Consider the following 24,887-nt stretch of genomic DNA (forward strand, 5'->3'; position numbering starts at 1 on the left):
ACATCACGTCAGCCTCGCGTCAGACCTGACGCAGCCCTCAGGCGCAACCCCTTGAAAAGAAGTTTTTCTGGTCGAAGCCGCAGGTCGTGATGGGTTTCCAGGGACTCGCACAGTTAGACAGTGTGCAAGAGCCCTGGAGCGGGCAATAAAAACGCTGTTACGGTTGCCACGGCGCCGGACCCTGGCAGGCATGCGGCGCTCGCCAACTACCTAGGGAGAACCATGTTCGAGGCGCTCGGGCGATTCCTTTACCGAAGGCGCAAACCCCTCCTGGTCCTGACGTTGTTGTTCGCCGTCCTGTCCGGCGCCTACGGCGTCGGCGTCTTCGGCGACATGAAGCCCGGCGGGTTCGAGGACCCCGGGTCCGACAGCCGCAAGGCCGCCCAGCTGGCCGAGCGGGCGTTCCCGCAGCGGGCACCCGACGCGGTGATCGTCTACCGCGACAAGGACCGCACGGTCGACGACCCGTCCTTCCGGCAGGCGGTCACCGAAACGGTGCAGGACCTGCCGAAGTCGGCGGTCACCGGATACTCGACCTTCTGGATGACCAAGATGCCGGCGCAGGTCAGCCACGACCGGCACGCCACCTATGTGGCGATCAACCTCCGGGGCGGCGACGACAACGCCAAGGAGGAGTCGTACAAGGCGATCAAGGACAAGCTCGACGCGCCGGGGCTGGAGACCCAGCGCGGCGGGCCGGTGCCCACCAACCACCAGGCCGGTGACGAGATCGGCGCGGACCTGGGAGCGGCGGAGGGCCTGTCCTTCCCGGTCCTGTTCATCCTGCTGGTGGTCGTCTTCGGCGGTCTGGCCGCGGCCAGCCTCCCCCTGCTCGTCGGCGGCCTGTCGATCGTGGGCTCCATGGCGGTGCTGCGGATCATCGCGCAGCTGACGGACGTGTCGGTGTTCGCCATGAGCCTGGTGTCGATCCTCGGCCTCGCGGTCGCCATCGACTACGGCCTGCTGATCGTGAGCCGCTACCGCGAGGAGCTGGAGCGCGGCCACACGGGCGAGGAGGCGCTGGCCCGCACGGTCGCGACCGCCGGCCGCACGGTCCTGGTCTCCGGCGTCACGGTCGCGGTCGCGCTGGCCGGCATGACCTTCTTCCCCTTCGGCTTCCTGAAGTCCATGGCGTACGGCGGCATTGCCGCGGTGGTGCTGTCGGTCTTCTTCTCGATCATCGCCCTGCCCGCCGCCCTGGGCGCGCTCGGCTCGAAGGTCAACGCCCTGTCGCTGCGCCGCCGCAAGAAGGCGGCGAGCCAGGAGGGCCAGGGTGCCTGGTACCGCCTCGCGCAGGGCCTCATGCGGCGCCCGGCCCTCGTGGCGGTGGGCACGCTGGCCGTGCTGGTGGCGCTCGCATCGCCGTTCCTGCGCGTGGAGTTCGGCGTGAGCGACGCCCGGCAGCTGCCGAACAGCGCCGAGGGCCGTCAGGTGCACAACGCCCTGGAGCGCGACTTCGACAGCGACGCGGTGAAGTCCATCGACTCGCTGCTGGTGCTGAAGTCCGACGCCACCTCGCGGGAGCAGGGCGCCGCGCTCCAGGCCTACGCCGAGCAGCTGGGCCGCACCAAGGGCGCGACCGGCGCGCAGATCACCGGCGCCACGGGCACGACCGCACGCGTGTCGGTCACCTTCGACGGCGCCGCGGTCTCCCCCGAGGCGCGCGACCTGGTCAACCGGCTGAAGGACGTGCCGCCCCCGCCGGGTGCCAAGGCCTACTTCGGCGGTGAGACGGCGGTGTTCGACGACACCCTGGACTCGCTCGGCAAGACGCTGCCGTGGATGCTGCTCTACATGGCGGTGGCGACGTACATCCTGCTGTTCCTCGCGTTCGGCTCGGTGCTGCTGCCGCTGAAGGCGATCCTGATGAACCTGCTGTCGCTGTCGGCGACGTTCGGCGTCCTGGTGTGGATCTTCCAGGAAGGCCACCTCGAGGGGCTGATCGGCTTCGACTCGACGGGCAACATCGAGCCCAACATGCCGATCATGCTGTTCGCCCTGATCTTCGGACTCTCCATGGACTACGAGGTGTTCCTCGTGTCCCGGATCCGGGAGCAGTACGACCTCCTGGACGACAGCTCCGCCGCAGTGGCCTCCGGGCTGCAGAAGATCGGCCGCCTGATCGTGAACGCCGCGCTGCTGATGTGCGTGCCGCTCGCGGCGATGGCGACCAGCGGTGTGCTCATGATGAAGCTGTTCGGCGTCGGCATGGTGTTCGCCATCCTGGCCGACGTCGCCATCGTCCGCATCCTGCTCGTGCCGGCCGTGCTGAAGCTCATGGGCCGGTCCGCCTGGTGGGCCCCCGGTCCGCTGGCGAGGTTCTACAGCAAGTACGGCATCAAGGAGACCGACGAGGCCGCCGACAGCAAGGAGCCGGTCCCCGTCGCGGGCTGACTCCCCTCCGGGCGGCGCCGAAGTGCCGTATCCCCCGCGGCACTTCGGCGCCCGCCGTTCGCCCCCTCTGCACCTCGACCCGCCCCGGCCCGCTTGACGCGCGGCATCGGGAAGCGGATACAGTTACCCTCTGTTAGACACCGTCTAACAGCTGTCCAACCGAAGCGCTTGGAGGCCCGCATGGCCGCGGGAAAGACCGCACTTGGCGCGATTCTCGACCCGATCAAGGGAAGGCTGCGCTGGGCGATCGCCGCCCAGGCCGTCTCGGCGGCCGCCGGCGTGGTGCCCTTCATCGCTGTCGCCGAGCTGGGCCGGGTCCTGCTCGACGACGGCCCCAACCGCACCGGCGACGCCTGGACCGTCACCGCGATCGGCGCGGGCGCGCTGCTGGTCAGGCTGATCGTCGCGCTGGTGGCGGGCGGGATCTCCCATCTCGCCGACAACGCCCTGCAGTTCCACATCCGCCGCTCGCTCACGGCCCGCCTCGGCCGGGTGCCGTTGGGCTGGTTCTCGTCCCGCAACTCCGGCCAGGTGAAGAAGGCCGTACAGGACGACGTCGACGCGATGCACCATCTGATCGCCCACTCGCTGCTCGACATCACCACGGCGACCGTCGTCCCGGTCACCTCCCTGGCGTATCTGTTCTGGGTCGACTGGCGGATGACCCTGGTGGTGATCGCGCCCCTGCTCATCGGGCTGACGCTGTACAGCGCCACGATGGCCGGGATGTCCAAGAACCTGCCCCTGTACGACGAGGCCATGGGGCGCATCAACGGCAGCGCCGTCGAGTTCGTGCAGGGCATCGCGGTCGTGAAGACCTTCGGCCAGGCCCGCCGGGCCCACCGCGAGTTCGCCCGGGCGGCCGACGACTTCTCGGAGTTCTTCCTCACCTGGGTGCGCTCCACCCAGTACTCCAAGGCCGCCGCGGAGATCGTCCTCTCCCCGATCGCGGTCCTGGTGACCACGCTCGCCGGTGGAGCATTGTTCGTGACGCAGGGCTGGCTGGACGCCGTGGACCTGCTGCCGTTCGCGCTGCTCGGGATCGGCCTGACCGCGCCGATCCTGTCGCTGTTCTACGCGAGTTACGAGCTGCGCATCGCCAAGGGCGCCGCCGAGCGCGTCGCCGGGATCCTCGACACCGAGGAGCTCCCCGTGCCGGACGCGCCGAAGACCCCGGACGGCAACCGGGTCAGCTACCGGGGGGTCCGCTTCTCCTACGACGGCGAGCAGGAGGCCCTGGCCGGCGTCGACCTGGAGCTCTCGCCCGGTACGGTCACCGCACTGGTCGGCCCGTCCGGTTCCGGCAAGAGCACACTGGCCGCGCTGCTGCCCAGGTTCTGGGACGTCACCGGCGGTGCGATCAGCATCGGCGGTGTGGACATCAGGGACATGGCGCTCGAAGACCTCTACAGCCGGGTCGCGTTCGTCTTCCAGGACGTTCGCCTGACCCAGGACACCGTGGCCGACAACATCCGCATGGCGCGACCGGACGCCGACCTCGCCGAGGTGCGCGCCGCGGCCCGTGCGGCCTGCGTCGACGACGTGATCGAGGCGCTGCCGCGCGGCTACGACTCGGTGATCGGCGAGGACGCACGGCTGTCCGGCGGCCAGGCGCAGCGCGTGTCCATCGCACGCGCCCTGCTCGCCGACACCCCGGTGATCGTCCTGGACGAGGCCGCCGCCTACGCCGACCCGCACTCCGAGGCCGCCGTGCAGGACGCGCTGTCGGAGCTGACCCGGGGCAAGATCGTGCTGATGATCGCCCACCGGCTCTCCACCGTCGTCGGCGCCGACCAGATCGTGGTGCTGGAGGACGGCCGGATCGTCGAGCGGGGCCGGCACCCGGAACTCGTCGCCGCGGGCGGCAGGTACGCCCGGATGTGGCACGCCCATGAACACACGAGCCGGTGGCAGCCGCACAGCCCCGCGCCCGTCACACAGGCCGCGAACGTCGCCACGGCGGGAGGACACAGCTGATGATCCGTCAACTCATCGACGTACTCGGCCCCGAACAGGCCCGTCCGGTGCGCCGGATGGTCATCGCCCTGGTGGTGGGCGCGGTGCTGCAGGGCATCGCCTTCGCTCTGCTGGTCCCCGTGCTGGAGGCGCTGTTCGGCTCGGACCCGGACGAGGTCTGGCCGTGGCTGTGGGCGCTGCTCGGGGTGTCGGTGCTGTACTGCGCCGCGTACTACTGGAGTCTGCTCATGGGGTTCGAGGCGGGCGCGACGCTCTCGAGGAGCTTGCGGCACCGCATCGGCGACCGGGTGGCCGCACTGCCGCTGGGCTGGTTCGCGCCGGAGCGCGTGGGACAGCTCGGTCAGCTCACCACGAAGAGCGTGATGGACATCATGGGCGTGCCGGCGCATCTCCTGAGGCCCCTGGTGACCAGCTTCGTCACGCCCGTGACCGTGGTCGTGCTGATGTATGTCTTCGACTGGCGGCTGGCCCTCGCCGCAACGCTCACCGTCCCGCTGATCGTCCTGGTCTACCGGTGGAGCACCGCGCTGAGCCGCCAGGCCGACCAGGCCCGCACCGCGGCCCGGGCCGTGACCGGCGGACGGGTGGTGGAGTTCGCCCAACTGCAGCCGGTGCTGCGGGTGTTCGGCCGGGGCGACGCCCGCTCCGGCACCGGGCTCGACGCCGCGCTGCGCACCCAGACCGAGGCGTCCCGCCGGGTGCTGGTCACCGGGGTCCCGGGGCTGATCGGCTTCGCGCTGGTGATCCAGGCCGCGTTCACCGTCGTCCTGCTGACCGGCACCTATCTGGCGCTGGACGGCAGCCTGGACGTGGCCAAGTTGCTGGCACTGCTGGTGCTTGCGGTGCGGTTCACCGAGCCGATCGCGGAGACCGCGGTGCTCGGCTCGAGCCTGAACACGGCCCGCTCCGCCCTGGCCCAGGTGGCCGACCTGCTGGCGCAGCCCACCCTGCCGCAGCCGCGGGAGCCGCGGGTACCGGACGGCAACACCGTCGAGTTCGAGAACGTCCGCTTCGGCTACGACGGCACGCCCGTGCTGGACGGCGTGTCCCTGACTCTGGCCGAGGGCACCATGACCGCGCTGGTCGGCCCGTCCGGTTCCGGCAAGACCACGGTGAGCAAGCTCGTCCCGCGGTTCTGGGACGTGGACTCGGGTGCGGTGCGCGTCGGCGGCGTGGACGTCCGGGACATCGACCCCGAGACCCTGATGTCCCGCATCTCCGTGGTGTTCCAGGACGTGTACCTCTTCGAGGGCACCATCATGGACAACATCCGGGTCGGGCGCCCCGGCGCCACCGACGCCGAGGTCCGCGAGGCCGCGCGGCTGGCCCGGGTCGAGGAGATCGTGCAGCGGCTGCCCGACGGCTGGGACGCCCGGGTCGGCGAGGGCGGCGCACTGCTGTCCGGCGGCGAACGGCAGCGTGTGTCGATCGCCCGGGCGATCCTCAAGGACGCCCCGATCGTGCTGCTCGACGAGGCCACCGCGTCGCTCGACCCGGAGAACGAGCGGGCGGTGCAGGACGCACTGAGCGCCCTGACCGCCGGCCGCACCCTCCTTGTCATCGCCCACCGGCTGCAGACCGTCGCCGCCGCCGACCAGATCCTGTTCCTCGACGAGGGACGGATCACCGAGCGCGGCGCGCACGCCGAACTCATGGCCATGGACGGCCGGTATGCATCGTTCTGGGCGGAGCGCAACCGGGCCCGGCACTGGAGTCTGGTCGGACAGATTTCTTGACAGAAAGTCAATTCCAGCCCCCTCGGATAATCCGAGGGGGCCGCTGAGCGTTCCCGAACATGAAAAGAATGACTTCTTTGCGCCCATGTAAACCGGGGGCGCATGCGATGTCAGAGTTGCCGGTCCAAGTTGCCGATTATCCGGCGGCATTCGCTCCGGAACCCCCTGCCACCAGGCATTTTCATATTTCAACTCCGCGTTGTAGAAATTCCAGCTTGACTTCCGACCTGCCGGTCTATACTGGCCATCGTCCAGTGAACAATCTGGCTCGAACCAATCTTGTTGGACTGAGTGTCAATCGGTTCGAAGGGGTCCGGAAAGTCGACAGGGACTCACCTTCTCGCCATGGTTGATCAACCGTTAAAATATCCAACGGTCAAACGAGCCGATTGAATTCTGGACAGGCATCACAAGATGGCCGAAATCATTCGACCGCGGGGGCGTGAACAGATGTCAACGAGCGATTCCTTCGACTGGCCGATAACAGCGCGAGATACCGAGCTCCACACCGTCCAGAACGCCATCGAACGGCGCGGCGGAGCTCTTCTCGTCGGAGCCCCGGGGGTGGGCAAGAGCCTTCTTCTGTCCACCGCTCTGCGGCAGGCGGCCGACGAGGGCCGCACGGTCCTGTCCGTCGGCGGAGCCGGCTGGAGCAGCGGGAGCCGCACCCGTGGGTTCGGCACGCTGGCCGAGTGCCTGGAGGCCGTGCAGCCGTCCACCCGGGACGGCGCCGCGGGCGCCCGTCCCGTCGTCGGCATCGACGACGCACACCTGCTGGACGCCGCGTCCAGTGTCCGCCTGCACCGACTCGTCGCGGCGGGACGGCTCAGCGTCCTCGCCGCCACCCGCCAGGACGCGACCACCCCGGCGGGCATCGACAAGCTCTGGGTGGAGCGGCTCGTCGAGCACATCGAGGTGGCGCCCTTCGACAGGACGGCGATGGCCACCGTGCTGCGGGCCCGGCTGGGCGGCCACACCGACACCGCCACACTCGAGCGGCTCTGGGCGGCCACGCACGGCAACGCGCTGATGCTGCGCGAACTCGTCGAGCACGCCCTGGAAGACGGTTCGCTCAGCTGCGTCGACGGCACCTGGCGCTGGCCGGGCCTGACGGAACGTCCCGGCAAACGGCTCTCCGACGTCATCCGCGTCGGACTGCGCGACCTCAGCCACGACGAGCACGAACTGATCCACATGCTCACCGTCGCCGAGCCGCTGGAGGCCGAGATCGTCGCCGCGGCGGGGCTGTCCAAGGTGGCCGAATCGCTCGACCTGCGCGGCATCGTCAGCGTCGAGCGCAGCCGGTCGCGCGTCCGGCTCCGGCTGGCCAGCCCGCTCAACCGTGTGGTGGTGGCGTCCCGCATGTCCGACCTCACCGCGCAGCGGTTGCGCCGCGAGATCGCCGACGCCCTGGAGCGCACCGGGGCGCGCCGGGAGGACGACATCCTGCGCATCGTCTCACTGCGCATGGACGCCGGCCTCGTCCCCGAGCGGGAGCAGCTGCTCACCGCGGCCCATGTCGCCATCCGGCGCCGGGACTTCCCGCTCGCGGAGCGCATGTGCCTGCTCGCGCTCCAGGAGGCCCCCTCCGACCTCGACGGCACACCGCTGCACGGCCCCGTCCCCTCCTCCGCCGACTACGGAGCGGATCTGCGCCGGCTCGTGACGCGCGTAGCGAAGGACCCCGAACACACCGCGGACCGCGTCCGGGCGGCCCTGCTGCTGGGCCAGGTGCTCGTCGGGCAGGACCGGCCCACGGAGGCCGAGACGGTCCTGGCCGCCGCCCTGGAGACCGGTGTGCAGGTGCCGCTGGCCGAGTTCGTCACCGCGGTCCACACCCGGGTGACCAACATGGCGTGGAGTCTCAGGCGCGTGCAGGAGGCCGGCGAACTGCTGGACCGCACGATCGCCGGGGTGGGTGCGGAGCGCGCCGGAGTGCTGCACGGCACCCGCGTCATGATCGCCGTGATGTCGGACCGGCTCCACGAGGCGGTCGCCCTCGGCGACACGGCGCTCGGCGAGGAGACCGCGGACCTTCCCCTCGCCCAGGCGGTGGTGCCCACGGTGGCCTTCGCCCGTGCCGAACTCGGCGACCCGGCAGGCGCGTTGGAGCTGCTGAACCGCTACCGGGACGCCTCCGCCGACTGGGACACCGACGCCCTGCTCCTCGCCAACTCGGTCTCCGCGCGCTGCTCCTCCCTCCTCGGCCGGCTCAGGAGCGCCGCCGAGGCACTCGACGCGGTCCACCGCTACGACCCCGGTCACGGCCGGCCCGTCCTGCTGCAGGCGCTGCTCGACCGCTGCCGGCTGCTGCGGATGCTGGGGCAGCCCGAGCAGGCCGTCGCACTGCTGCGGGGGGCGATCGCCGCCGAGGCGGCCCATGCGTACCCGGTGACCGGGGCCTGGCCGCTGGCCCAACTGGCCGGTGCGCTCGCCGAGTCGGGCAACCACGCGGAGGCGCTGCGCACGCTGGTCGAGGTCCGCGCGCTGCGCAGCGAGGTCCTGGCGTCCCCGATCACCGAGGACGAGATCGCGTACGAGAGCGCCCTGGTCCTCGCCCACACCGGGGACCACTTCAGCGCCGCCGCCCAGGCCGCGGATCTGGCCGAGCGGGCGGGCGCGGCCGGCCGTACGGTCAGGGCGGCCACCGCGCTGCTGCTGGCGGCCCGGGTCACGGACGGTGCCGCGGTCCGCTTCCCGCACCGTGCCCTGCTGTGCGCGGCCCGCACCACAGGCGGCCTGATCCGGGTGTTCGCCGACTACACCGAGGCCCTTGCCGACGCCGACGGTGCCGCGCTGATGGAGGCGTCCGGGCGGCTCGGCGAGATGGGCGCGCTCCCCCTCGCGGGTGAGGCCGCGGCCCAGGCCGCACGGGCGTTCCGCGCCACGGGCCAGTACCGCAAGGGCCGCAAGGCCGCGGCGGCCTGCCGGGAGCTGCTGCGCGACTCCGGTATGACGCTCCCGCCGTGGCTGGAGGGCGACGGCCGCCAGGAACGCGACTTCGCCTCGCTCACGCCCCGGGAGCGGGAGGTCGCCGCGCTCGCGGCGACCGGGATGTCCAACCGTGACATCGCCGACCGCCTGGTGGTCTCCGTGCGGACCGTCGAGAACCACCTGCACCGCATCTACCACAAGCTCGGCATCACGGCCCGCAACGATCTGAAGCGGGGCCTGGACAAGCTGCTCGGGCGGCCGCAGGAGACCAACCGCATGGCGCCGCTGCAGCTCCTCGGCGCGGCGGGTTCGGAGCACGTCGCCTAGCACGCCATGAGGCCACCGCACGAACGGCGGCGGTGTTCCGCGAGGACCGGTCCTCGCGGAACACCGCCGCCGTCGTCGTGGCTCTCAGCGCCTCAGGCGACCCGCCTCACGCGCCCGGCTCCGGCTGCGCCCCCGGCTCCGGCAGGACGCCGTGCCGCACGAAGTACGCGATGTACCGGCCGAACACCTTCTCGTCGATGTCCGGGCAGGTGATCCCCGAGCCCTTGAGCAGATCGCGCGTGCCCTCGTCGGAGAACCGGGCGACCTCCACCTTCTCGGACTCCACGAGGATGCTCAGCAGCGGAGCCATGGAGTTGGTGAGGTCCGCCGCGACGGCCTTCATCCACTTCAGGATGCTGACCTCCTTGAGGTCGTAGCCGGCGCCGCGCAGCAGCCGCAGGATCTCCTCGGAGTTCAGCGTGCGGGGGCTCACCTGGTGGTAGGCCCCGCCGGTCCCCTCCGGATGCCGGGACGCGGCGACGATCACGGCGCTGACGTAGTCCACCGGCACCATGTTCATCTCCAGCCGGAACTTCCGTGGGTACAGGCCCACTTGGAGGGAGCCCTTCATGAACCGCCACACGAAGTCGTTCGGCTGGCAGGCCCCGGTGCGCGAGTCGCCCCACACCTGACCGGGGCGGTGGACCGTCACGGGCACACCCCGGCGGGATGCCTCGAGCACCAGCTGCTCGGCGACCCACTTGCTCTTGGTGTAGCCCAGCGACAGCGCCTCGGGCGGCCCGGTCGGGTCGAGCTCGCCGCGCGGCCCGCGGTCCGTCCCGGGCTCGAACACCCCGGTGGTGGAGACATGGTGCAGCGTGGCCCCCGCCGCGCAGGCGAACCGCAGGATCTCGTGGGTCGCCTGCACGGTCGACTTGCGCAGCCACTTGTAGATGGTGAGGAAGTTGACCTTGGCCGCGGAGTGGTAGATCGCGCCGGTCCGCCGCGCCAGGTCGGCGTACTCCTCCGGCGGCATGCCGAGCCGCGGCCGGGTGACGTCGCCGGTGTGGACGCGGACGCGGTCCAGGTCGAGATCGTCGAGCAGCTCGTAGGTTCGCAGGTTGTCCTTGAGCCGCTCCAGGGCGGCGTCGGTGTCCGCGCCCCGGACCAGGCAGTGCACGACGAGGCCGTGCTGCAGCAGGTCCCTGAGCAGGAACGCCCCGAGAAACCCGGTCGCACCGGTGAGGAACACCTCGGACACCGTCTCCGGGTCCGGGGCCGGGAAGCCGGTGATGTCGTCGGCCAGTACGACATCGGCGGCGAACTCCTCGGCGGCGTCCGTGGGTATCGTCGAAGTCATCAGTTATCTACGGTCCTTCCGGTGACATTCCGTTTCCGGAGTCGTTCCGTGGGGGCGTGCCGACGCGCTACGCGCCGGTGGCGGCCCCGGCTGTCGCGTCGGTGAGCAGGGTCATCGCCTCTTTGACGTCGGCTTCGGTGGCGACGATCGGCGGAAGCAGGCGAATCGTGGTGGGGCGGCTCAGGCACGGCGAGACCACCATGCCGTGCTGCGCGAGCCCGGTCAGTACGTCGCCGGCCAGCTCCGGCGAGCGGAAGTCGATGCCCCACAGCAGCCCGCGGCCGCGTGTGTCGACGACGGCGTCGGGATGCTGTTCACGGAGCGTGGCCAGCCCCTGCTCCATCGCGGCGGCGATCCGCTCACCGTCCTCGGCGTGCCGCTCGATCAGGTCGAGTGCCACGGGGATCACCGCGGTGCTCAGGGGGTGGCCGCTGAAGGTGGCGGTGTGCACCATCGGGTCGGCCAGCAGGGGGGCGAAGAGCCGGTCGTTGCCGACCGCGGCGGAGACCGGCAGGACACCGCCGCCCAGCGGCTTGCCGAGCAGGACGCAGTCCACGTCTAGCCCGTCCGCCAGGGCCACGGAGCGGGCGCCGCACCGCCGCAGACCGACCTGGATCTCGTCGGCGATGACGAACGCGCCGTGTTCGTGGGCGTCGCGGCACCACTGGGCGAGGACGGCGCTGTCCAGGATGCGCACGCCGTTCTCGGCCTGGACCGGCTCGAACACGACGGCCGCGACGTCGTGTTCGCGCACGGCCTTCGCAACGGCCTCCGGGTCGTCCGGGGAAACCCGCACGACGCCCTGGAGCAGCGGCTCCAGGCCCGCCCTGAAGCGCGGGTTGTCCGTCAGGGCGAGGGCGCCGAGCGTCTTGCCGTGGAAGGCGCCGTCGACCGCGATGACGGTGGTGCGGCCGGTGGCCATGCGGGCGAGCTTGACGGACACCTCGACGGCGTCGGCGCCACCGCACCCGAAGTAGACCCGGCCGAGGCCGCCGCCGACGTACTCGGCCAGCCGCTCCGCCGCCAGCGGGGCGACGGGGGTCTGCACGGAGCGCGTCGAGGCGGGCATCACATCCAGTTGGGCTCGCACGGCATCGGCGACCACCGGGTTGCGGTGCCCGAGCAGGGCCACCGCGTAGGAGCCGAAGTCCAGCAGGCTCCGGCCGTCCGACAGGGTCACCCGGCAGCCCTCGGCCGAGGCCTCGACGGCCCCCTGGCCGGTGAACTTGCCGGCCACGGCGAGCGCGGGGGAGAAATGGCGCTTCACGCGCCGGAAGGTTTCCTTGGCATCGACTGTGCGCGGCTCTGTCATGGCTCTCTTCTCCTACACGCTCTGGTTGACGATGCCCCGCTGGTAGCCCTCCAGCGCCTTGGCCACAGCCGGGTGGATCATGTCGGCCACCATGGGCAGACCGACGTCGAACTCCACCTTGAGTTCGAGGGCGACGCCCTCGGCGTCCTCGGCCACCTGCCAGTAGCCCTCGTAGTGGGCGAGGTCGCCGTCGGACTGACGGAACTCCCAGCGCCGCCTGGTGTGGTCGAGGACGTCCTCCTGGTCCCACTCCATCTCCGAGCCCTTGAGCTCGACGATCCAGCTGCTGCTGCGGCGATCGCCGTCCTGACCGGTGATCGTCACCTCGTTGACGCCCTCCATGAAGTCGGGGAACGCCTCGCAGTCGACGAGCACCTTCCAGACCTGCTCGGGGGTGCCCACGCCTGTGCAGGTCGTGTGCAGTACGTGCATGACGGTGTCCTCTCGGGATATGCGGTCGAATCGGGTTGCGCTCACGCTCGGGGCGCGCTCACGCGGAGTCCCTCCGGCGGGCCGGGGTCATCTCCTCCACCAGAGCCATCAGGCGTTCCAGCTCCGACTGAAGGGCGTGCTGCTGCGACATCAGTTCCTCCACCCGGACGCGCAGCCGGACCAGTTCGTGACCGTGCGGGCCGGAACGGTCGACGAGGTCCGCGTCGCCCGGCCAGGCGGCCGTACGCCCCGCCATCGCCTGCTCGACGATCGCCGGCCGGACGGTGCCCGGCTCGCGCAGCACCCGTACGTTGCCCGTCCGGCCGGGCGTGCCCGGCTCCCCCGCGGAGGTCCGCCGCACCGTGTCGCGCACCGCACGCGCCTCGTTCTGCCGTCCGCAGCGCTGCAGTGACACGACCAGCTGGTCGCGGAACCGCTGGCGCAGCGGATGGGCGACGACCAGTTCCTCGAGCTGGTGCACGACCTGGCTGTGCCGGCCGAGCCGCAGCGAGGCGTCGCAGAGCTCCTCCAAAGCCAGCAGCCGTTCCTCCTCCAGGCGCGCGGCGGCCGCGGAGCAGAGCGGTCCGTGGCCGCCGCCGTCCAGCGCCGGGCCGCGCCACAGGCCGAGGGCCTTGCGCAGCAGCAGCGCCGCGGACTGCGGGTCGGACTCCAACAGGCGTTTGGCCCGGGTCACCTGGAGCCGGAACTGCACGCTGTCGAGCTCCTCGGGCCGGGCCTGCAGCACATATCCGGGGCCGCGGGCGACCAGGCGCGGGCTGTTCGCGCGGGAGGGTTCCACCTCGATCAGCTGCTGGCGCAGCCGCGAGACATGGGCCTGCAGCGCGTTGCCGGCCTTGTCCGGTGCGTTGCTCCCCCACAGCTCGTAGATCAGTTCCTCGGTCGGCACCGGGTTCCCCAGGCGGACCAGCAGCGCCCCGAGCAGCACCCGCTGCTTCGGACTGGTCAGCTGCACGGTTCGCTGATTGACGTCGTCGTAGATCCCAGCGGGCCCCAGTACCCGGAACTGCATCGAAACCTCCACCAGTCGTCGCCGCCTGCACCACGCGGCATACCGAGGTGATCACGGGCGGTGGGCCGGGCGCATGAGTACTCAGGTACTCCAAACCGGAGCCGCGCCCGGTGCCGGCGGCGGTACGACCGGCACCGGCACCGGCGTCCGGGGAGGTGGACGGCCGCGCCGGGTGAGTGACGGTTACTCATGCGTGCGCGCGCCCGCACGTGGTCGGCTGGGCCCGGACAGACGACGAGAGGCAGGGAGTGACGGCATGACTCGTTGGGATGCCGAGACCGCGGTGGTGGGACTGGGCGGGTGGGGAGCGGCGGCTCTGTGGCGGCTGGCGTCCCGGGGCGTCGACGTCATCGGGTTCGAACGCTTCACGCCCGGTCATGCGCTCGGATCGTCGCACGGCGGCTCCCGCATGTTCCGCCTCGCCTGTCCCGACCACCCCGGACTGGTGCCGCTGGCCCTCACGTCGAGGGAGCTGTGGTCGCAGCTGCAGGACGCCCGGCAGGAGAGCCTGTTCGTGGCCGGCGGCGGCCTGGTGATCGGGCCGGAGAAGGGGGGAGTCGCGGGCGGCACGCTGCACGCGGCCCGCGCGCACGGTGTCCCGGTCCGCACGTTCACGGCCACCGCGCTGCGCTTCCAGTACCCGCGCCACACCGGCGTGCCCGGCCATCACATCGGCGTGTGGGAGCCGTCCGCGGGGATCCTGCGACCGGAGCGCGCCGTGCGGGCTGCCGTCGCCCTGGCCGAGGACGCGGGCGCACGGGTGTACGCCGACTCCCGCATCACCCTGGTCGAGCCGGTGCCCGGAGGCGTCCATCTGCACACCGCCCACCGGTCGGTGAAGGTCCGTCAGGTGGTGCTGACGGCGGGGGCGTGGCTGCCGGCGCTGCTGCCCGGGCTGCCGCTGCAGACGGTCCGCACGCCCGTGAGCTGGTTCCGTCCGCTCGAACCGAACAGCGGCTTCGAGCTGGAGAGCTTCCCGGTCTTCCTGCGGGAAGTGGACGACGGTCGCCTCCTGTGGGGGCACGGTGCCCAGGGCGGGTACGACGTCCATCTCGGCCTGCACGACGGCGGGGTCGCCGCCAAGCCGGTCGACCCGGAGGACACCGACCGCTCGGTCGTCCCCGACGACTGGTCGGACCTGGCGCGGCTGCTGCCGGCCAAGGTGCCGGGGCTCGAGCCGCTGCCGGTCCGCGTGGCGATCAGCACGCAGACCCGCACTCCGGACGGGCAGTTCGTGCTCGGCCGCCCCGACGGCGACCCACGGATGATCGTCGCGGCCGGCGACAACGGGCACGGTTTCGGCCACGCCCCCGGCATCGGCGAGGCCGTCGCGGACCTCGTCCAGGGCAGGACCCCGAAGACGCCACTGGACTCCCTCTCACCGGACCGCTTCAGCTGAAGCGCGTCCCGTCCCACTCCGAATGGCCGTCGACAGCGGGCGCGGCCGAACGACCCGCGCCGCTGCGCGAACCGGTCACGGCGGCATGGGCCGCCCGGCGCCCGGGCGCCGGGCTGATCACCCCTGCGACCTGCGAAGCCGTGCAGGCTGACCGACCGCACCACTCGCGGGACGTGACCCGTCATCCCGTCGGCCCCGGCGGCACCCGTCATCCCGTCGGCGGCACACGGTCCGCGCCACGGGTCAGCTCGCGGCGCTCCCGGCGGCGAGGGTGTTGCCGCCCTTCTCGGGCCGCAGGGCCTTGCGGCAGATCCGTTCTCCGACCCAGGCCACCAGGGTGCGCGGCCGGCGGGGAGTCAGGTGCGCCATGAGCGCGTTGCCGAGGCCCGGCGTCACATAGGCACGGTCCCGGTCGAGGGCATGCAGCGCCGTCCGGACGACCGGCTCGGGCGTGGTGAAGCTGCCGGCGACGGCGGCGTTACGGGTGCCGATCACCTCGAAGAACTTCGTCTCGACCGGGCCGGGGCACAGGGCGGTGACGCGGATGCCCCGGCCCCGGTACTCCTGGCGCAGCGCGAGCGAGAAGTTGAGGACGAACGTCTTCGAGGCGCTGTAGACCGAGAGATACGGGCTCGGCTGGTACCCGGCCGTCGACCCCACGTTGAGGACCGCGCCGGTGCCGCGCTCCAGCATGGCGGGCAGCAGCGCGTGGGTGAGATCGACGAGCGCGACGACGTTCACCATCAGCAGGTCGTGGTCGCGTTCCGCGGCGATCTCCTCGAAGCGGCCGGCGGTGCCGAACCCGGCGTTGTTCACCAGCAGGTCGACGTGGAGCGACCGGTCGGCGAGTTCCTGCGCCACCTGCCGGCCGGCGTGGGGCTGTGAGAGGTCCTTCACCACCACGTGGGTCTTGACGCCATGGACCGAGCCCAGTTCCTCGGCGACCTCTTCGAGCCGCTCACGAGAGCGCGCGACCAGGACCAGGTCATGGCCTCGGGCGGCGAGTTGGGCGGCGAACTCCCTGCCGAGCCCGGAGGACGCGCCGGTGACGAGGGCGGTGGTCGGGACGGTCGGGGCAGTGCTCATGGCTGTTCCCTTTCGGCAGGACGACTGACTCCTCGCGCCCTGGGGCAGGGCGTGGCCGACGCGTCGCCGAACTCATGTGGGTCGGTCCGCCGCGTCTCCCGCCCCCTCATCCAAGAGGCTCAGCGCCACGACACGCCCTGCGGCGAACAGAACTCCGATACGTCGGCCACGCCCGCGCTCGTCACCCTACTGACGCGCCCGGTCCCCCATCCCCTGCCCTGACAAGGCCTGACACGTCAGCGAACCTCATGCCCCCAGCCGGCCGGTGAGCCGGGTCGGCGGACGCAGCCTTTCCCAGACGCGGTGTTCGGCAGGGAATCCGGCGGCGTCCATCACCAACCAGGTCAACGGCGCGGAAGCGGAAAGCCCCAACGTCACAAACCGGTACCGCCACTGACATCGAGATACTGCCCCGTGATCCAGCGGGAGTCGTCGGAAGCGAGGAACGCCACCACGTCCGCCACATCGGACGGCTTGCCGATCCGGCCGAAGACGGAGCGTGCGGCCAGGGCGGCACGGCCCTCAGGAGTCGCCCTGCGCCGGGCGTTCATGTCCGTCTCGACGAAGCCCGGACCGACCGTGTTGACGGTGATGCCGCGACCGCCGAGCTCCTTGGCCAGGCACAGGGTCATCGTGTCGAGCGCGCCCTTGGACATGGCGTACGCGACGGACTCGGGGAAAGCGACGCGTCGTGAGGCCAGCGAGGAGATGTTGATGATGCGCCCGCCGTCCCGCAGCCGCGGCAGCGCGCGCTGGGTGAGGAAGAACGGCGCCTTGGCGTTGACGGCGATCATACGGTCGAAGACCTCGGGCACCGCCTCCCCGATCGGCCCCGATCCGCTCGTCCCAGCGTTGTTCACCAGGATGTCGAGCGAGCCGGGGACATCGGCCGCCGCCGCTGTGTCCGCCTGCTCCCGCAACCCGGCGTCGAAGGCCGCGAAGACCGCGTCGGCGTCACCGGGCACCCCGAGCTCCGCCCGCACGGGGAAGGCCCGCCCGCCGTTCCTGCGTATCTCCGCGACGACTTCCAGCGCGGCGGCCGCACTGTGGCCGTAGTGGACGCCGACCAGCGCCCCGTCGCGCGCGAGCCGCTCGGCGATCCCCCTGCCGATGCCCCGGCCGGCCCCCGTGACCAGTGCGATCTTGTCCGTCAGTGCGCGTTTGGTGTCCACGAGGACCAGGTGTAGCGGAAGAAGGCGGAGAAGCGGGAATGCGCGCGCCCGTCAACGGTCCAGGAACTTCCGGTACCACACGGCCTGTTGGGCAAGACCCCGAGCGAATCCCACCCCGGGGTCGGCGCCCACACGGGCCCAGAAACCGCCGTCCGTGAACCAGTGGTCCACGGCGAGCATGCCGAGGTGGTGCAGTACGCGCGGCTTTCCGGCGAACCGCGTCCGGGCCTCGTCGACGTCGAGAGGTGCGCCCGGCAGACACAGACCGAGCCGGTCGGCCACCGTGTCCAGCAGTTGCGAACCCTCCACGGGGTCGGGGTGGTTGACGTGATGCGCGCCCGCCAGTTCCCGCTCCGACAGCCCGGCGGCGACGACCGCGCGCCCCAACGCCCGTACGTCGACGACGGAATGCCGGGCGGTGCAGTCCTTCAAACCCGCCGAGAGCACTCCCATCAGGGCTGCCAGCCCGGGCACCACCCATCGGTCACCGGCGCCGAACACCAGGTGCGGGCGCAGCACGACACCTCCCGCGTCCAGCACATGCCGCTCGGCCGCGGCCCGGGAACGGCTGGTGGGCGAGGCGGGCGCATGCGCCAACCCGCCCACGGGCGCGTCGGTGAAGGGACCTCGGCCGTACACGGCGGCCGTACTCACGTAGACGACGCGGGCGACTCCGGCGCGGGTCGCCTCCTCCACGAGGGCGCGGGTGCCGTGGCCGTTGACGGTCTCGGTGCGCCGTTCGTCGTCACCGACGTAGGAGGCGCAGTGCAGGACGACGTCGATGCCGTCGAAGACGCCGCGCAGGGTTGCCGGTTCGGCGAGGTCCGCCCGTACGACGTCCACCGCCGGGGCACCGTCGGCGAGCCCTCCGCCCGCCGGCACGCGCGCCGGGTCGCGCAGCAGGAGCCGGACCCGGGACGGTGTGACGCCCCCCGACTCCCGCAGGGCCGCGACGACATGCCCTCCGATGAAGCCGCTGCTTCCGGTGACAAGGATGCGTGGTGACAAGGTGGGTCCTCCCTCTCGGCCGACGGTACAGCGGCCGCCCGCCCCGCTTCCGTAAAGTCGGTTCCCTGACCATGGAAAGGAACTGCCGTGCGGCTGCGCTGTGCTGTGCTCGACGACTTCCAGAACGTGGCGACCGAGGTCGCCGACTGGTCGCCGCTCGCGGACGACGTGGAGGTCGTCCCGTTCACCACCCACTTCCCCGACGAGGACACCCTCGCCGCGGCCCTCGCCGAGTTCGACATCGTCGTCACGCTGCGGGAACGCGTCCCCTTCCCCGCCTCCCTGATCGCCCGTCTCCCCCGGCTGAAGCTGCTGATCGCCTCCGGCATGCGCAACTCGGTCATCGACTACGCCGCCGCCGAGGCGCACGGCGTCACGGTCTGCGGTACGGCCAGCGCCTCGACCCCGCCCGTCGAGCTCACCTGGGCCCTGCTGCTCGGCCTCGCCCGCGGCATCGTCCGGGAGAGCAACGCCCTGCGTGACGGCGGCCCTTGGCAGAGCACGCTGGGTGCCGACCTGCACGGCCGCCGCCTCGGACTGCTCGGGCTCGGCAAGATCGGCAGCCGGGTGGCGCAGGTCGGTCTCGCCTTCGGCATGCAGGTCGGCGCGTGGAGTCAGAACCTCACCAAGGAGCGCGCCGAGGAGGTGGGTGTCGAACTCGCCGCGAGCAAGGAGGACCTGCTCCGCGACAGCGACTTCGTCTCGATCCACCTCGCCCTGAGCGACCGCACCCGTGGCCTGCTCGGCGCGGCCGAACTCGCCCTGCTCAAGCCGACCGCCTACCTGATCAACACCTCGCGCGCGGCGATCGTCGATCAGGACGACCTGCTCGCCGCCCTGCACGAGGGCCGTATCGCCGGCGCCGGCGTCGACGTCTTCGACATCGAGCCCCTCCCCGCCGACCACCCGATGCGCACGGCGCCCCGCCTGCTCGCCACCCCTCACCTCGGCTATGTCTCGCAGGCCAACTACGCGACGTACTACGGCCATGCGGTCGAGGACATCCAGGCGTACCTGGCGGGTTCACCGGTACGACGGCTGCCCTGAGGCGGCCGTCAGGCGTACGGGTGGGTCGTTCAGGCGTACGGGTGAGTCGTTCAGGCGTACCGGTAGATCGCGGAGACGTCCTCCAGCTCGTCCGGGGTCACGTCCCACGGCGGCAGCTTCTCGTGTCGGGCGACGATCCGGCCGTACTGCGCGCTGCCCCGGCCCGGCGGCCGCGCCGGCAGGTAGCGGTGTCTGCGGTGGCGCCGCTGCCAGCGCTGCCACTGCAGGTCCATGAAGGCGTGGACCAGCCAGAAGACGGGGTCGTTGACGGATGCGGCGCCGAGCATGGCACCCCCGATCCAGCGATGCACCCGGTTGTGGTTGTGCCAGGCGATGCTGCCGGTGCCCCAGCCCTCCATCTTGTTGCGGAAGCCCTTGGTGACCGTCGAGTCCCACGGGGAGACGTCGTAGACGGGGTCCTTCAGCGCCCAGTTCAGATCGTCCCGGGTGGGCAGGTCGATCGGATTGCGGGCGCGGCCCAGGTCCCGAGTGAGGAACTCGATGTCGGTGATGCTCTCCCTGAGGGGCCACCGGCCCGCCACATAGGCGAACGGCCCGGTCATCACCTGCCGGTCCCCGCGCCGCCCGTTGCCGCCGAGCAGATCGTCGGTCCACGGCAGCGCGGTGGCCGACCGGTCCCGGGTCCAGTCCCAGTACGGCACCGTCACCGAGGAGTCGATGCGGCGCAGGGCGGTCTCCAGGTCCAGCACGAACTGACGGTGCCAGGGCAGGAAGGACGGCGTCATATGGGCGGCGCGCAGGCCCCGGTCGCCGTCCCCGCGGAAGTGCGCGATGTGCAGCCGTACGAACTCGTCGTACTCCCCGCGCCGTTTGAGCTCCAGCAGCGCCCCCACGAAACGCCGCCGCTCGGTGGGCGTCAGCTTGCTCACGTTCTTACGCACGTACACCATGCTGTGCCTCCCTGTGCGGGTGCCCGCCGCCGAACGGCCCGGGGGCCACGTCACGCAGCCGCCTGCCGGTCCCGAGTTCGTCGACGGCCGCGCGGGTCGCCTCCAGTGGCGTCCGGTACCAGCTGTAGTGGTCGAGCATGCTCAGCCAGGTGCCGTCGGCACGGCGCATCAGGTGCAGCGGGCGGCCGTCCACGGTGACGTGCCAGGCGACACCGAGCGCGCTCAGGCCGGCGGCGGGATGCGGGGCGCCCTGGATGTGGCGGCCGCGGTAGGTCTCGTCGAAGGGGATGTCGGTGTGCCGCTGCCGATCCGCGGACCGCGAGGGCCGGGAGGCGGCCAGCACCGGGGTGAGCGCCACGGCCGCGGAGCCGAACAGCAGTCGCGCCACCTCCCGCCGCGTCCGCCCCTCCGGCTCGCTGCGCACCGGGCTTGCCGCCCCCTGCACCGCACCCATCGACACCCCGTCTGCACTGACGGCCATCGCTCACTCCTCGTACGGTTCGGCTGTTCGTACGAGTAACCGTCCGGGGCGCCCCACGGTCACCACAGAAGCGCCCATACGGTGCAATGGTCAGCTCGTCCAGAAGTCCCACCAACGGGTCAGGACCAGCATCCCGACGATCCCGGTGTGCAGCACCGGCAGCACCCAGGTGAACTCCGCGAAGAGTGTCCGCACCGGGCCCGGCGCGGGCAGGAAGCCGCTGCGTACGGTGAAGGACGTCAGGTACCAGAACAGCACGATCGTCGCGAGCCAGGCCAGACAGCACCACAGGCACAGGGCGTTGATCCGGTACAGCGACTCGAACTGCAGCCAGGAGACGAACCCGATCCCGAAGAGGCATCCGGCCTCGAAGGTCAGCCAGTACCAGCGCGGGAAGACGGCCCCGGCCAGCAGGCTCATGCCGACGCAGATCACGACGCCGTAGGCCACAAGGCCCAGCATCGGGTTGGGGAACCCGAAGGCCTCGGCCTGGTCGCTCTCCATCACGCTGCCGCAGGACAGCACCGGGTTCAGGCTGCAGCCCGGGGTGAAGTCCGGGTCCTCGAGCAGCTTGAACTTGTCGAGGGTGATGACCCAGGAGGCCAGCAGCCCGGCCGCCCCCGTGACCACCAGAAGCAGGGCGAACGCACGGCCGCCGCCCGCGGCCCGCCGCGCGCCCGGGGCGGTGGTCACCACCGCGCGGCCTCGCGGTAGACGCGGAGATGGTCGACGGCGAAGGTCATCGGTGCCGGGTCGCAGGGGGCCGGGTGGTACCGGCCCGCGCACACCGACAGGTTCAGGATCAGATACGCCGACCAGTCGGCGCCGACACCGGTGCCGTCGGAGCAGACGCACGTGCCATTGACGTACCACTCGACGGAACGCTCGCCGTAGCGGGTGCCGATGGTCACCCACCGGCCCGGGGCGATCGCGTCGGCGTCGGTGTGGTAGGCCGAGGAGAAGGTGACGTGGTTGGACAGCTCCAGCAGGTTCGGGTTGTCCGGGTGGTACTCGAAGGAGTCGACCTCACTCCCGCCGTCCTTCCACGTCCACAGCGCCGGCCAGGCTCCGGCCGCCGAGGGCAGCCGGACGCGGGTCTCGACGTAGTCGCCGGTCCGCACCCGGAAGTCCTCGGCGGAGTACTCGGTGGTGAGCAGCCCGGTGCGCCAGGCCTGCCGGCCGTTCTCAAGGGTGCGGCCGGCCGGTGTGGCGGTGAAGGTGGCGACGCCGCCCGCGACGGTCACACAGCCGGGGTCGAGCCAGTCGAGCTTGTCGTCGTCCGGGTTGTGATCGCAGTAGCGGTAGGTGCTGGACCGGTCGCCGACCCAGGTGGAGCCCCAGGCGATCGGGGCGTCGAACTCCTCGGACCAGACCGGCGTGAACGGGGCGATGTCGATGGTCATGGCGGCGAGGGTAGACCGCCTGCCCCATTTCCCCATTCAGCTCGCGCAGGCGATCGAATCGAGCCGGGCGCACCATACGATCAATCGATGCGCGGACCAGATGCCCATCCCTCCGAATGCCTCTGTGCATTCCATTCTTCACCCCTGCGATTTTCACGCGTATGGAGCAACGCGTCGCTTTTGCAGGGGCCTTGGACTGCTATGTTCTCCAACCGTCGGATCAGAGGTACTTTCCAGCGAGGTGAATCATGAAGAAGGCAGTTTTCACCACTGCGGCATTGGCCATCGGTGCGGGACTCGTGGGTGGCTCCGCCGCGGCGGCTTCGGCCGCCACGGGCGGATCGGGAATCTCCACCAGCCCGCTCGGGCTCATGTCCCCGACCAAGGTGAGCCCGGCGATCCTGCCCGCGGCCGATGCCGTGACGCGGCTGGCCCGCGACGGCGGAATCGCGAAGGGCAGCGCGTTCGACAAGAGCAACAAGAGCGCGGTGGGAATGTCCGGCGTGTACTTGGACGGAATGGACCCGGATGCCGCGAAGCGGCCCACGATTCCGGTGAAGAACCCGGCCGGAAGCGGGTCCGTCCAGATCCACCCGCTGAAGGCGCCGACCTCCGCCGGGCTCGGCACCTTCCTTCCCAAGTCCAAGTGACGACCCGGCAACCGTACGAGTCCTTGGCCCCGGAATTCTGAGACTCTGATCCGGTTCTCGGCACCCCCGCACCACAACTCCGGCCCACCGGCCCGCACCCTGCCGGTGGGCCGGACGCATTCTCTTCTGCACGCAGGGTTGCGCCATCCGAAGGAATCTGCCCACGTTTGATTGTTCCCGCCGTGACTTAGGGGTGCATATACGGGTTTCCTTTTCGTAAGCGTGCGCAACCGTGAATTCAGGAAGGAACCGAGTTGCCCAAGAAGTTCGCGGTCATCACGGCCCTCGCCCTCAGCACTGTCATCGGCACCGCCGGCATTGCCTCCGCCGGTGGCGGCGACGGCGGCAGTGGCAATGGCAGCAGCAGCGGCAACAACACCACCGTCAAGGGCGGCAGCGGCTTCTCGTCGGCCCCGGTCGTCGTGAACGAGCCCCAGCAGGGTGTTGTCGTCATCAACGGCAGCCTCGTCGACGGTCGTTGCCTCGCCCCGTGGTCCAACGGCGCCGTCCTCGGTGGCGTTCCCGCGCCGAACTCGCACTACGCCGCCTGCAACACGGCCACGGTCAACCAGCAGCAGAACGCCGGGTACGTCGGCGGCCTGCTCTTCTGACCCCTGCTCCGAGCCGTTCGCAGCAGCTGAATCACCCCAACGCAGCCCGGAAAGGCGCAACTCATGCGTAAGAAGGTTACGGCCATCTCCGCCCTCGCGGCAGGCATCGCCCTCGCGGCCGGCGGTACCGCCGCGGCCTGCAACTGCACGACCGTCAAGGGCGGCAGCGGCTTCTCGCAGTCCCCGGTCGTGGTGAATGCCCCGCAGCAGGGGATCCTCGTGGCCAACGGCACCGTCATCGACCTCCGCTGTGCCGCGCCGTGGTCCAACGGTGCCGTTCTCGCCGGTGTCGTCGCGCCGAACTCGCACTACGCGGCCTGCAACACGGCCACGATCAACCAGCAGCAGAACGCCGGTTACAAGGGCGGCCTGCTGTTCTGACTCCTGCTCCGAGCAATTCGGAGCAGGTTAACCCCAACGCAGCCCGGAAAGGCTCAGCTCATGCGTAACAAGGTTACGGCCATTTCTGCCATCGCCGCGGGCATCGTCCTCGCGGCCGGCGGCACCGCCGCCGCCGACGGCGACACCACCACCGTCAAGGGCGGTAGCGGCTTCTCGTCGGCCCCCGTCGTCGTGAACGAACCGCAGCAGGGAATCGCCGTCGTCAACGGCGCCTTCCTCGACGCCCGCTGCCTCGCCCCGTGGTCCAACGGTGCCGTCCTCGGTGGCGTCGCCGCGCCGAACTCGCACTACGCCGCCTGCAACACGGCCACGATCAACCAGCAGCAGAACGCCCCGTACTTCGGCGGCCTGCTGTTCTGAGCAGCGCCTCACCCGAGGGCGGTCCGCCGGATGTCCGGCGGACCGCCCTCGTCTATGTGTGTTTCATGGCAAACCCGTGGGCCCTGTCCGCATCGATGCGCGGACAGGGCCCACAGTCAAGGAGCGCCGGCAAGGAGGAAAGAGCGCCCATTCAAATGGACTAACGCAGCCGGCCCGGCCGCGGTCACCCTGCATCATTCATTTGGCCCAACGCGGCAAAGCACCAAGGCAATTGCCCCCGCTCACCTTCCGGAATGCCGTCCCCGAATATGCCGAAGGGCCGGCTCCGCGGAGTGCGGAGCCGGCCCGGAACGACGAGCCGATGGGCGACGAAGTCGAGGAACGAGTCGCCTGCCTGATCGCCTACCTGTTGATCGGAAGTCCACCGAGCAGCTGACCGTCGATCGGGTTCGGCAGGGTGCCGCCGAAGACGGGGGTCTTCACCACTCCCGACCGCTTCACGCCCTGCTTCACGTTGTCGGCCGTGCGCTTGACGTTGTTGCCCACGTAGCCCGTCGGCAGCTTGGCGGCCGAGGGCAGGCTGCGGGCGACCGTCTTGCCGTTGTCGACGAGGCCCGACGCGGGCATGTCCACCGCGGCGGCGGGCCCGGCGACACCGGCAACGGCGAGGGAGCCGGCGACGACAGCGGCAGCCTTCAGGTTCTTCATCATGTTCCTTTCCTGGTGACTCGTTCTCGGTTCTCCTGGGCTAACGAGAGGGGGCCGCTCGGGAAACTCCGCTGCCGACAACTTCCAGGAACTCATACGAAAAGACCCGTTGCGCCGAACCCGTTCGGCGCACGGCGGCTCCGAACGGGTGACATCGCGTGCGAAACAACCCGGGGAGCGCCGCCATTCCAACATGTTTGGCTGTTTGGCAGATAAACATGGATAAGTGGTCGGGAACGCGAGCCA

At 70.8% G+C, this 24,887-nt stretch carries 22 protein-coding genes; 10 read left to right on the plus strand and 12 right to left on the minus strand.

Annotated elements, in window-relative coordinates; translation table 11 throughout:
* Window positions 1-222: 222 nt before the first annotated feature.
* The 4 genes from ACQEV2_RS15115 (at window position 223) to ACQEV2_RS15130 (ending at window position 9,368) form a co-directional block, all read left to right on the plus strand.
* Window positions 223-2,394, plus strand: a complete 2,172-nt coding sequence (locus tag ACQEV2_RS15115) for an MMPL family transporter (RefSeq protein ID WP_433040460.1) — start codon at window positions 223-225, stop codon at window positions 2,392-2,394.
* Window positions 2,395-2,574: 180 nt separating this feature from the next.
* Complete coding sequence (locus ACQEV2_RS15120) at window positions 2,575-4,371, plus strand: ABC transporter ATP-binding protein (RefSeq protein WP_433040463.1); 1,797 nt, start codon at window positions 2,575-2,577, stop codon at window positions 4,369-4,371.
* Window positions 4,371-6,107, plus strand: coding sequence for an ABC transporter ATP-binding protein (locus ACQEV2_RS15125; RefSeq protein WP_433040466.1), 1,737 nt, complete (start codon window positions 4,371-4,373; stop codon window positions 6,105-6,107). Before ACQEV2_RS15120 ends, ACQEV2_RS15125 begins: the two co-directional genes overlap by 1 nt.
* Window positions 6,108-6,671: 564 nt before the next feature.
* Window positions 6,672-9,368 carry a LuxR C-terminal-related transcriptional regulator gene (locus ACQEV2_RS15130; protein WP_433040469.1) on the plus strand — a complete coding sequence of 899 codons (2,697 nt, stop codon included), beginning with the start codon at window positions 6,672-6,674 and terminating at the stop codon, window positions 9,366-9,368.
* Window positions 9,369-9,474: 106 nt separating this feature from the next.
* On the opposite strand, the gene ACQEV2_RS15135 is transcribed toward ACQEV2_RS15130, so the two are convergent.
* From ACQEV2_RS15135 to ACQEV2_RS15150, 4 genes are all read right to left on the minus strand, one after another.
* Window positions 9,475-10,668, minus strand: coding sequence for a thioester reductase domain-containing protein (locus ACQEV2_RS15135; protein WP_433040472.1), 1,194 nt, complete (start codon window positions 10,666-10,668; stop codon window positions 9,475-9,477).
* Between the two features lie 67 nt (window positions 10,669-10,735).
* Window positions 10,736-11,980: an aspartate aminotransferase family protein gene (locus ACQEV2_RS15140; RefSeq protein ID WP_433040475.1), complete on the minus strand. Its 1,245-nt coding sequence runs from the start codon at window positions 11,978-11,980 to the stop codon at window positions 10,736-10,738.
* 12 nt (window positions 11,981-11,992) lie between these two features.
* The gene (locus ACQEV2_RS15145; RefSeq protein ID WP_433040477.1) at window positions 11,993-12,412 is read right to left on the minus strand and encodes a type II toxin-antitoxin system RatA family toxin; all 420 of its coding nucleotides are present in this window, start codon (window positions 12,410-12,412) and stop codon (window positions 11,993-11,995) included.
* Between the two features lie 58 nt (window positions 12,413-12,470).
* Entirely contained in the window at window positions 12,471-13,442 is a 972-nt protein-coding gene (locus ACQEV2_RS15150; protein WP_433040480.1) for an AfsR/SARP family transcriptional regulator, read from the minus strand.
* A gap of 256 nt (window positions 13,443-13,698) precedes the next feature.
* On the opposite strand from ACQEV2_RS15150, the gene solA reads away from it, so the two are divergent.
* Window positions 13,699-14,841: an N-methyl-L-tryptophan oxidase gene (gene solA, locus ACQEV2_RS15155; RefSeq protein WP_433040483.1), complete on the plus strand. Its 1,143-nt coding sequence runs from the start codon at window positions 13,699-13,701 to the stop codon at window positions 14,839-14,841.
* A gap of 243 nt (window positions 14,842-15,084) precedes the next feature.
* Here solA and ACQEV2_RS15160 read toward each other — a convergent pair whose 3' ends face one another.
* The 3 genes from ACQEV2_RS15160 to ACQEV2_RS15170 all read right to left on the minus strand — a co-directional run bounded on the left by ACQEV2_RS15160 (window position 15,085) and on the right by ACQEV2_RS15170 (window position 18,107).
* On the minus strand, window positions 15,085-15,927 hold the full coding sequence (locus ACQEV2_RS15160) for an SDR family NAD(P)-dependent oxidoreductase (RefSeq protein WP_433040486.1): 843 nt from the start codon (window positions 15,925-15,927) through the stop codon (window positions 15,085-15,087).
* Window positions 15,928-16,301: 374 nt separating this feature from the next.
* Window positions 16,302-17,108 (minus strand): SDR family oxidoreductase, encoded by an 807-nt coding sequence (locus ACQEV2_RS15165; RefSeq protein ID WP_433054456.1) that lies wholly within the window; start codon window positions 17,106-17,108, stop codon window positions 16,302-16,304.
* Between the two features lie 42 nt (window positions 17,109-17,150).
* Entirely contained in the window at window positions 17,151-18,107 is a 957-nt protein-coding gene (locus tag ACQEV2_RS15170) for an NAD-dependent epimerase/dehydratase family protein (protein WP_433040489.1), read from the minus strand.
* Window positions 18,108-18,194: 87 nt separating this feature from the next.
* Between ACQEV2_RS15170 and ACQEV2_RS15175 the strand changes: the two genes are divergently transcribed.
* Window positions 18,195-19,154 carry a D-2-hydroxyacid dehydrogenase family protein gene (locus ACQEV2_RS15175; protein WP_433040492.1) on the plus strand — a complete coding sequence of 320 codons (960 nt, stop codon included), beginning with the start codon at window positions 18,195-18,197 and terminating at the stop codon, window positions 19,152-19,154.
* Window positions 19,155-19,204: 50 nt separating this feature from the next.
* On the opposite strand, the gene ACQEV2_RS15180 is transcribed toward ACQEV2_RS15175, so the two are convergent.
* The 4 genes from ACQEV2_RS15180 to ACQEV2_RS15195 all read right to left on the minus strand — a co-directional run bounded on the left by ACQEV2_RS15180 (window position 19,205) and on the right by ACQEV2_RS15195 (window position 21,949).
* The gene (locus ACQEV2_RS15180) at window positions 19,205-20,065 is read right to left on the minus strand and encodes a tyrosinase family protein (protein WP_433040495.1); all 861 of its coding nucleotides are present in this window, start codon (window positions 20,063-20,065) and stop codon (window positions 19,205-19,207) included.
* Window positions 20,049-20,546 carry a tyrosinase family oxidase copper chaperone gene (locus tag ACQEV2_RS15185; protein WP_433040498.1) on the minus strand — a complete coding sequence of 166 codons (498 nt, stop codon included), beginning with the start codon at window positions 20,544-20,546 and terminating at the stop codon, window positions 20,049-20,051. The genes ACQEV2_RS15180 and ACQEV2_RS15185 overlap by 17 nt, the downstream gene beginning before the upstream one ends.
* Before the next feature lie 90 nt (window positions 20,547-20,636).
* Window positions 20,637-21,239 carry a vitamin K epoxide reductase family protein gene (locus tag ACQEV2_RS15190; RefSeq protein WP_433040501.1) on the minus strand — a complete coding sequence of 201 codons (603 nt, stop codon included), beginning with the start codon at window positions 21,237-21,239 and terminating at the stop codon, window positions 20,637-20,639.
* Entirely contained in the window at window positions 21,236-21,949 is a 714-nt protein-coding gene (locus ACQEV2_RS15195) for a glycoside hydrolase family 16 protein (RefSeq protein ID WP_433040504.1), read from the minus strand. The genes ACQEV2_RS15190 and ACQEV2_RS15195 overlap by 4 nt, the downstream gene beginning before the upstream one ends.
* A gap of 248 nt (window positions 21,950-22,197) precedes the next feature.
* Here ACQEV2_RS15195 and ACQEV2_RS15200 point away from each other — a divergent pair, with 248 nt between their 5' ends.
* The 4 genes from ACQEV2_RS15200 to ACQEV2_RS15215 all read left to right on the plus strand — a co-directional run bounded on the left by ACQEV2_RS15200 (window position 22,198) and on the right by ACQEV2_RS15215 (window position 23,972).
* Window positions 22,198-22,599, plus strand: coding sequence for a hypothetical protein (locus ACQEV2_RS15200; RefSeq protein WP_433040507.1), 402 nt, complete (start codon window positions 22,198-22,200; stop codon window positions 22,597-22,599).
* Window positions 22,600-22,853: 254 nt separating this feature from the next.
* Window positions 22,854-23,210 carry a hypothetical protein gene (locus ACQEV2_RS15205; protein ID WP_433040510.1) on the plus strand — a complete coding sequence of 119 codons (357 nt, stop codon included), beginning with the start codon at window positions 22,854-22,856 and terminating at the stop codon, window positions 23,208-23,210.
* 63 nt (window positions 23,211-23,273) lie between these two features.
* A complete protein-coding gene (locus ACQEV2_RS15210) occupies window positions 23,274-23,591 on the plus strand; it encodes a hypothetical protein (RefSeq protein ID WP_433040513.1) in 318 nt (105 codons plus the stop codon).
* A 60-nt stretch (window positions 23,592-23,651) separates the two neighbouring features.
* Window positions 23,652-23,972 carry a hypothetical protein gene (locus tag ACQEV2_RS15215; protein WP_433040516.1) on the plus strand — a complete coding sequence of 107 codons (321 nt, stop codon included), beginning with the start codon at window positions 23,652-23,654 and terminating at the stop codon, window positions 23,970-23,972.
* 363 nt (window positions 23,973-24,335) lie between these two features.
* Here the strand turns inward: ACQEV2_RS15215 and ACQEV2_RS15220 are convergent, their stop codons facing one another.
* Window positions 24,336-24,641, minus strand: a complete 306-nt coding sequence (locus ACQEV2_RS15220; protein WP_433054459.1) for a hypothetical protein — start codon at window positions 24,639-24,641, stop codon at window positions 24,336-24,338.
* Between the last annotated feature and the right edge of the window lie 246 nt (window positions 24,642-24,887).

Source organism: Streptomyces sp. CA-251387 (assembly GCF_050936625.1).
In the GTDB taxonomy this organism is placed as follows: domain Bacteria; phylum Actinomycetota; class Actinomycetes; order Streptomycetales; family Streptomycetaceae; genus Streptomyces.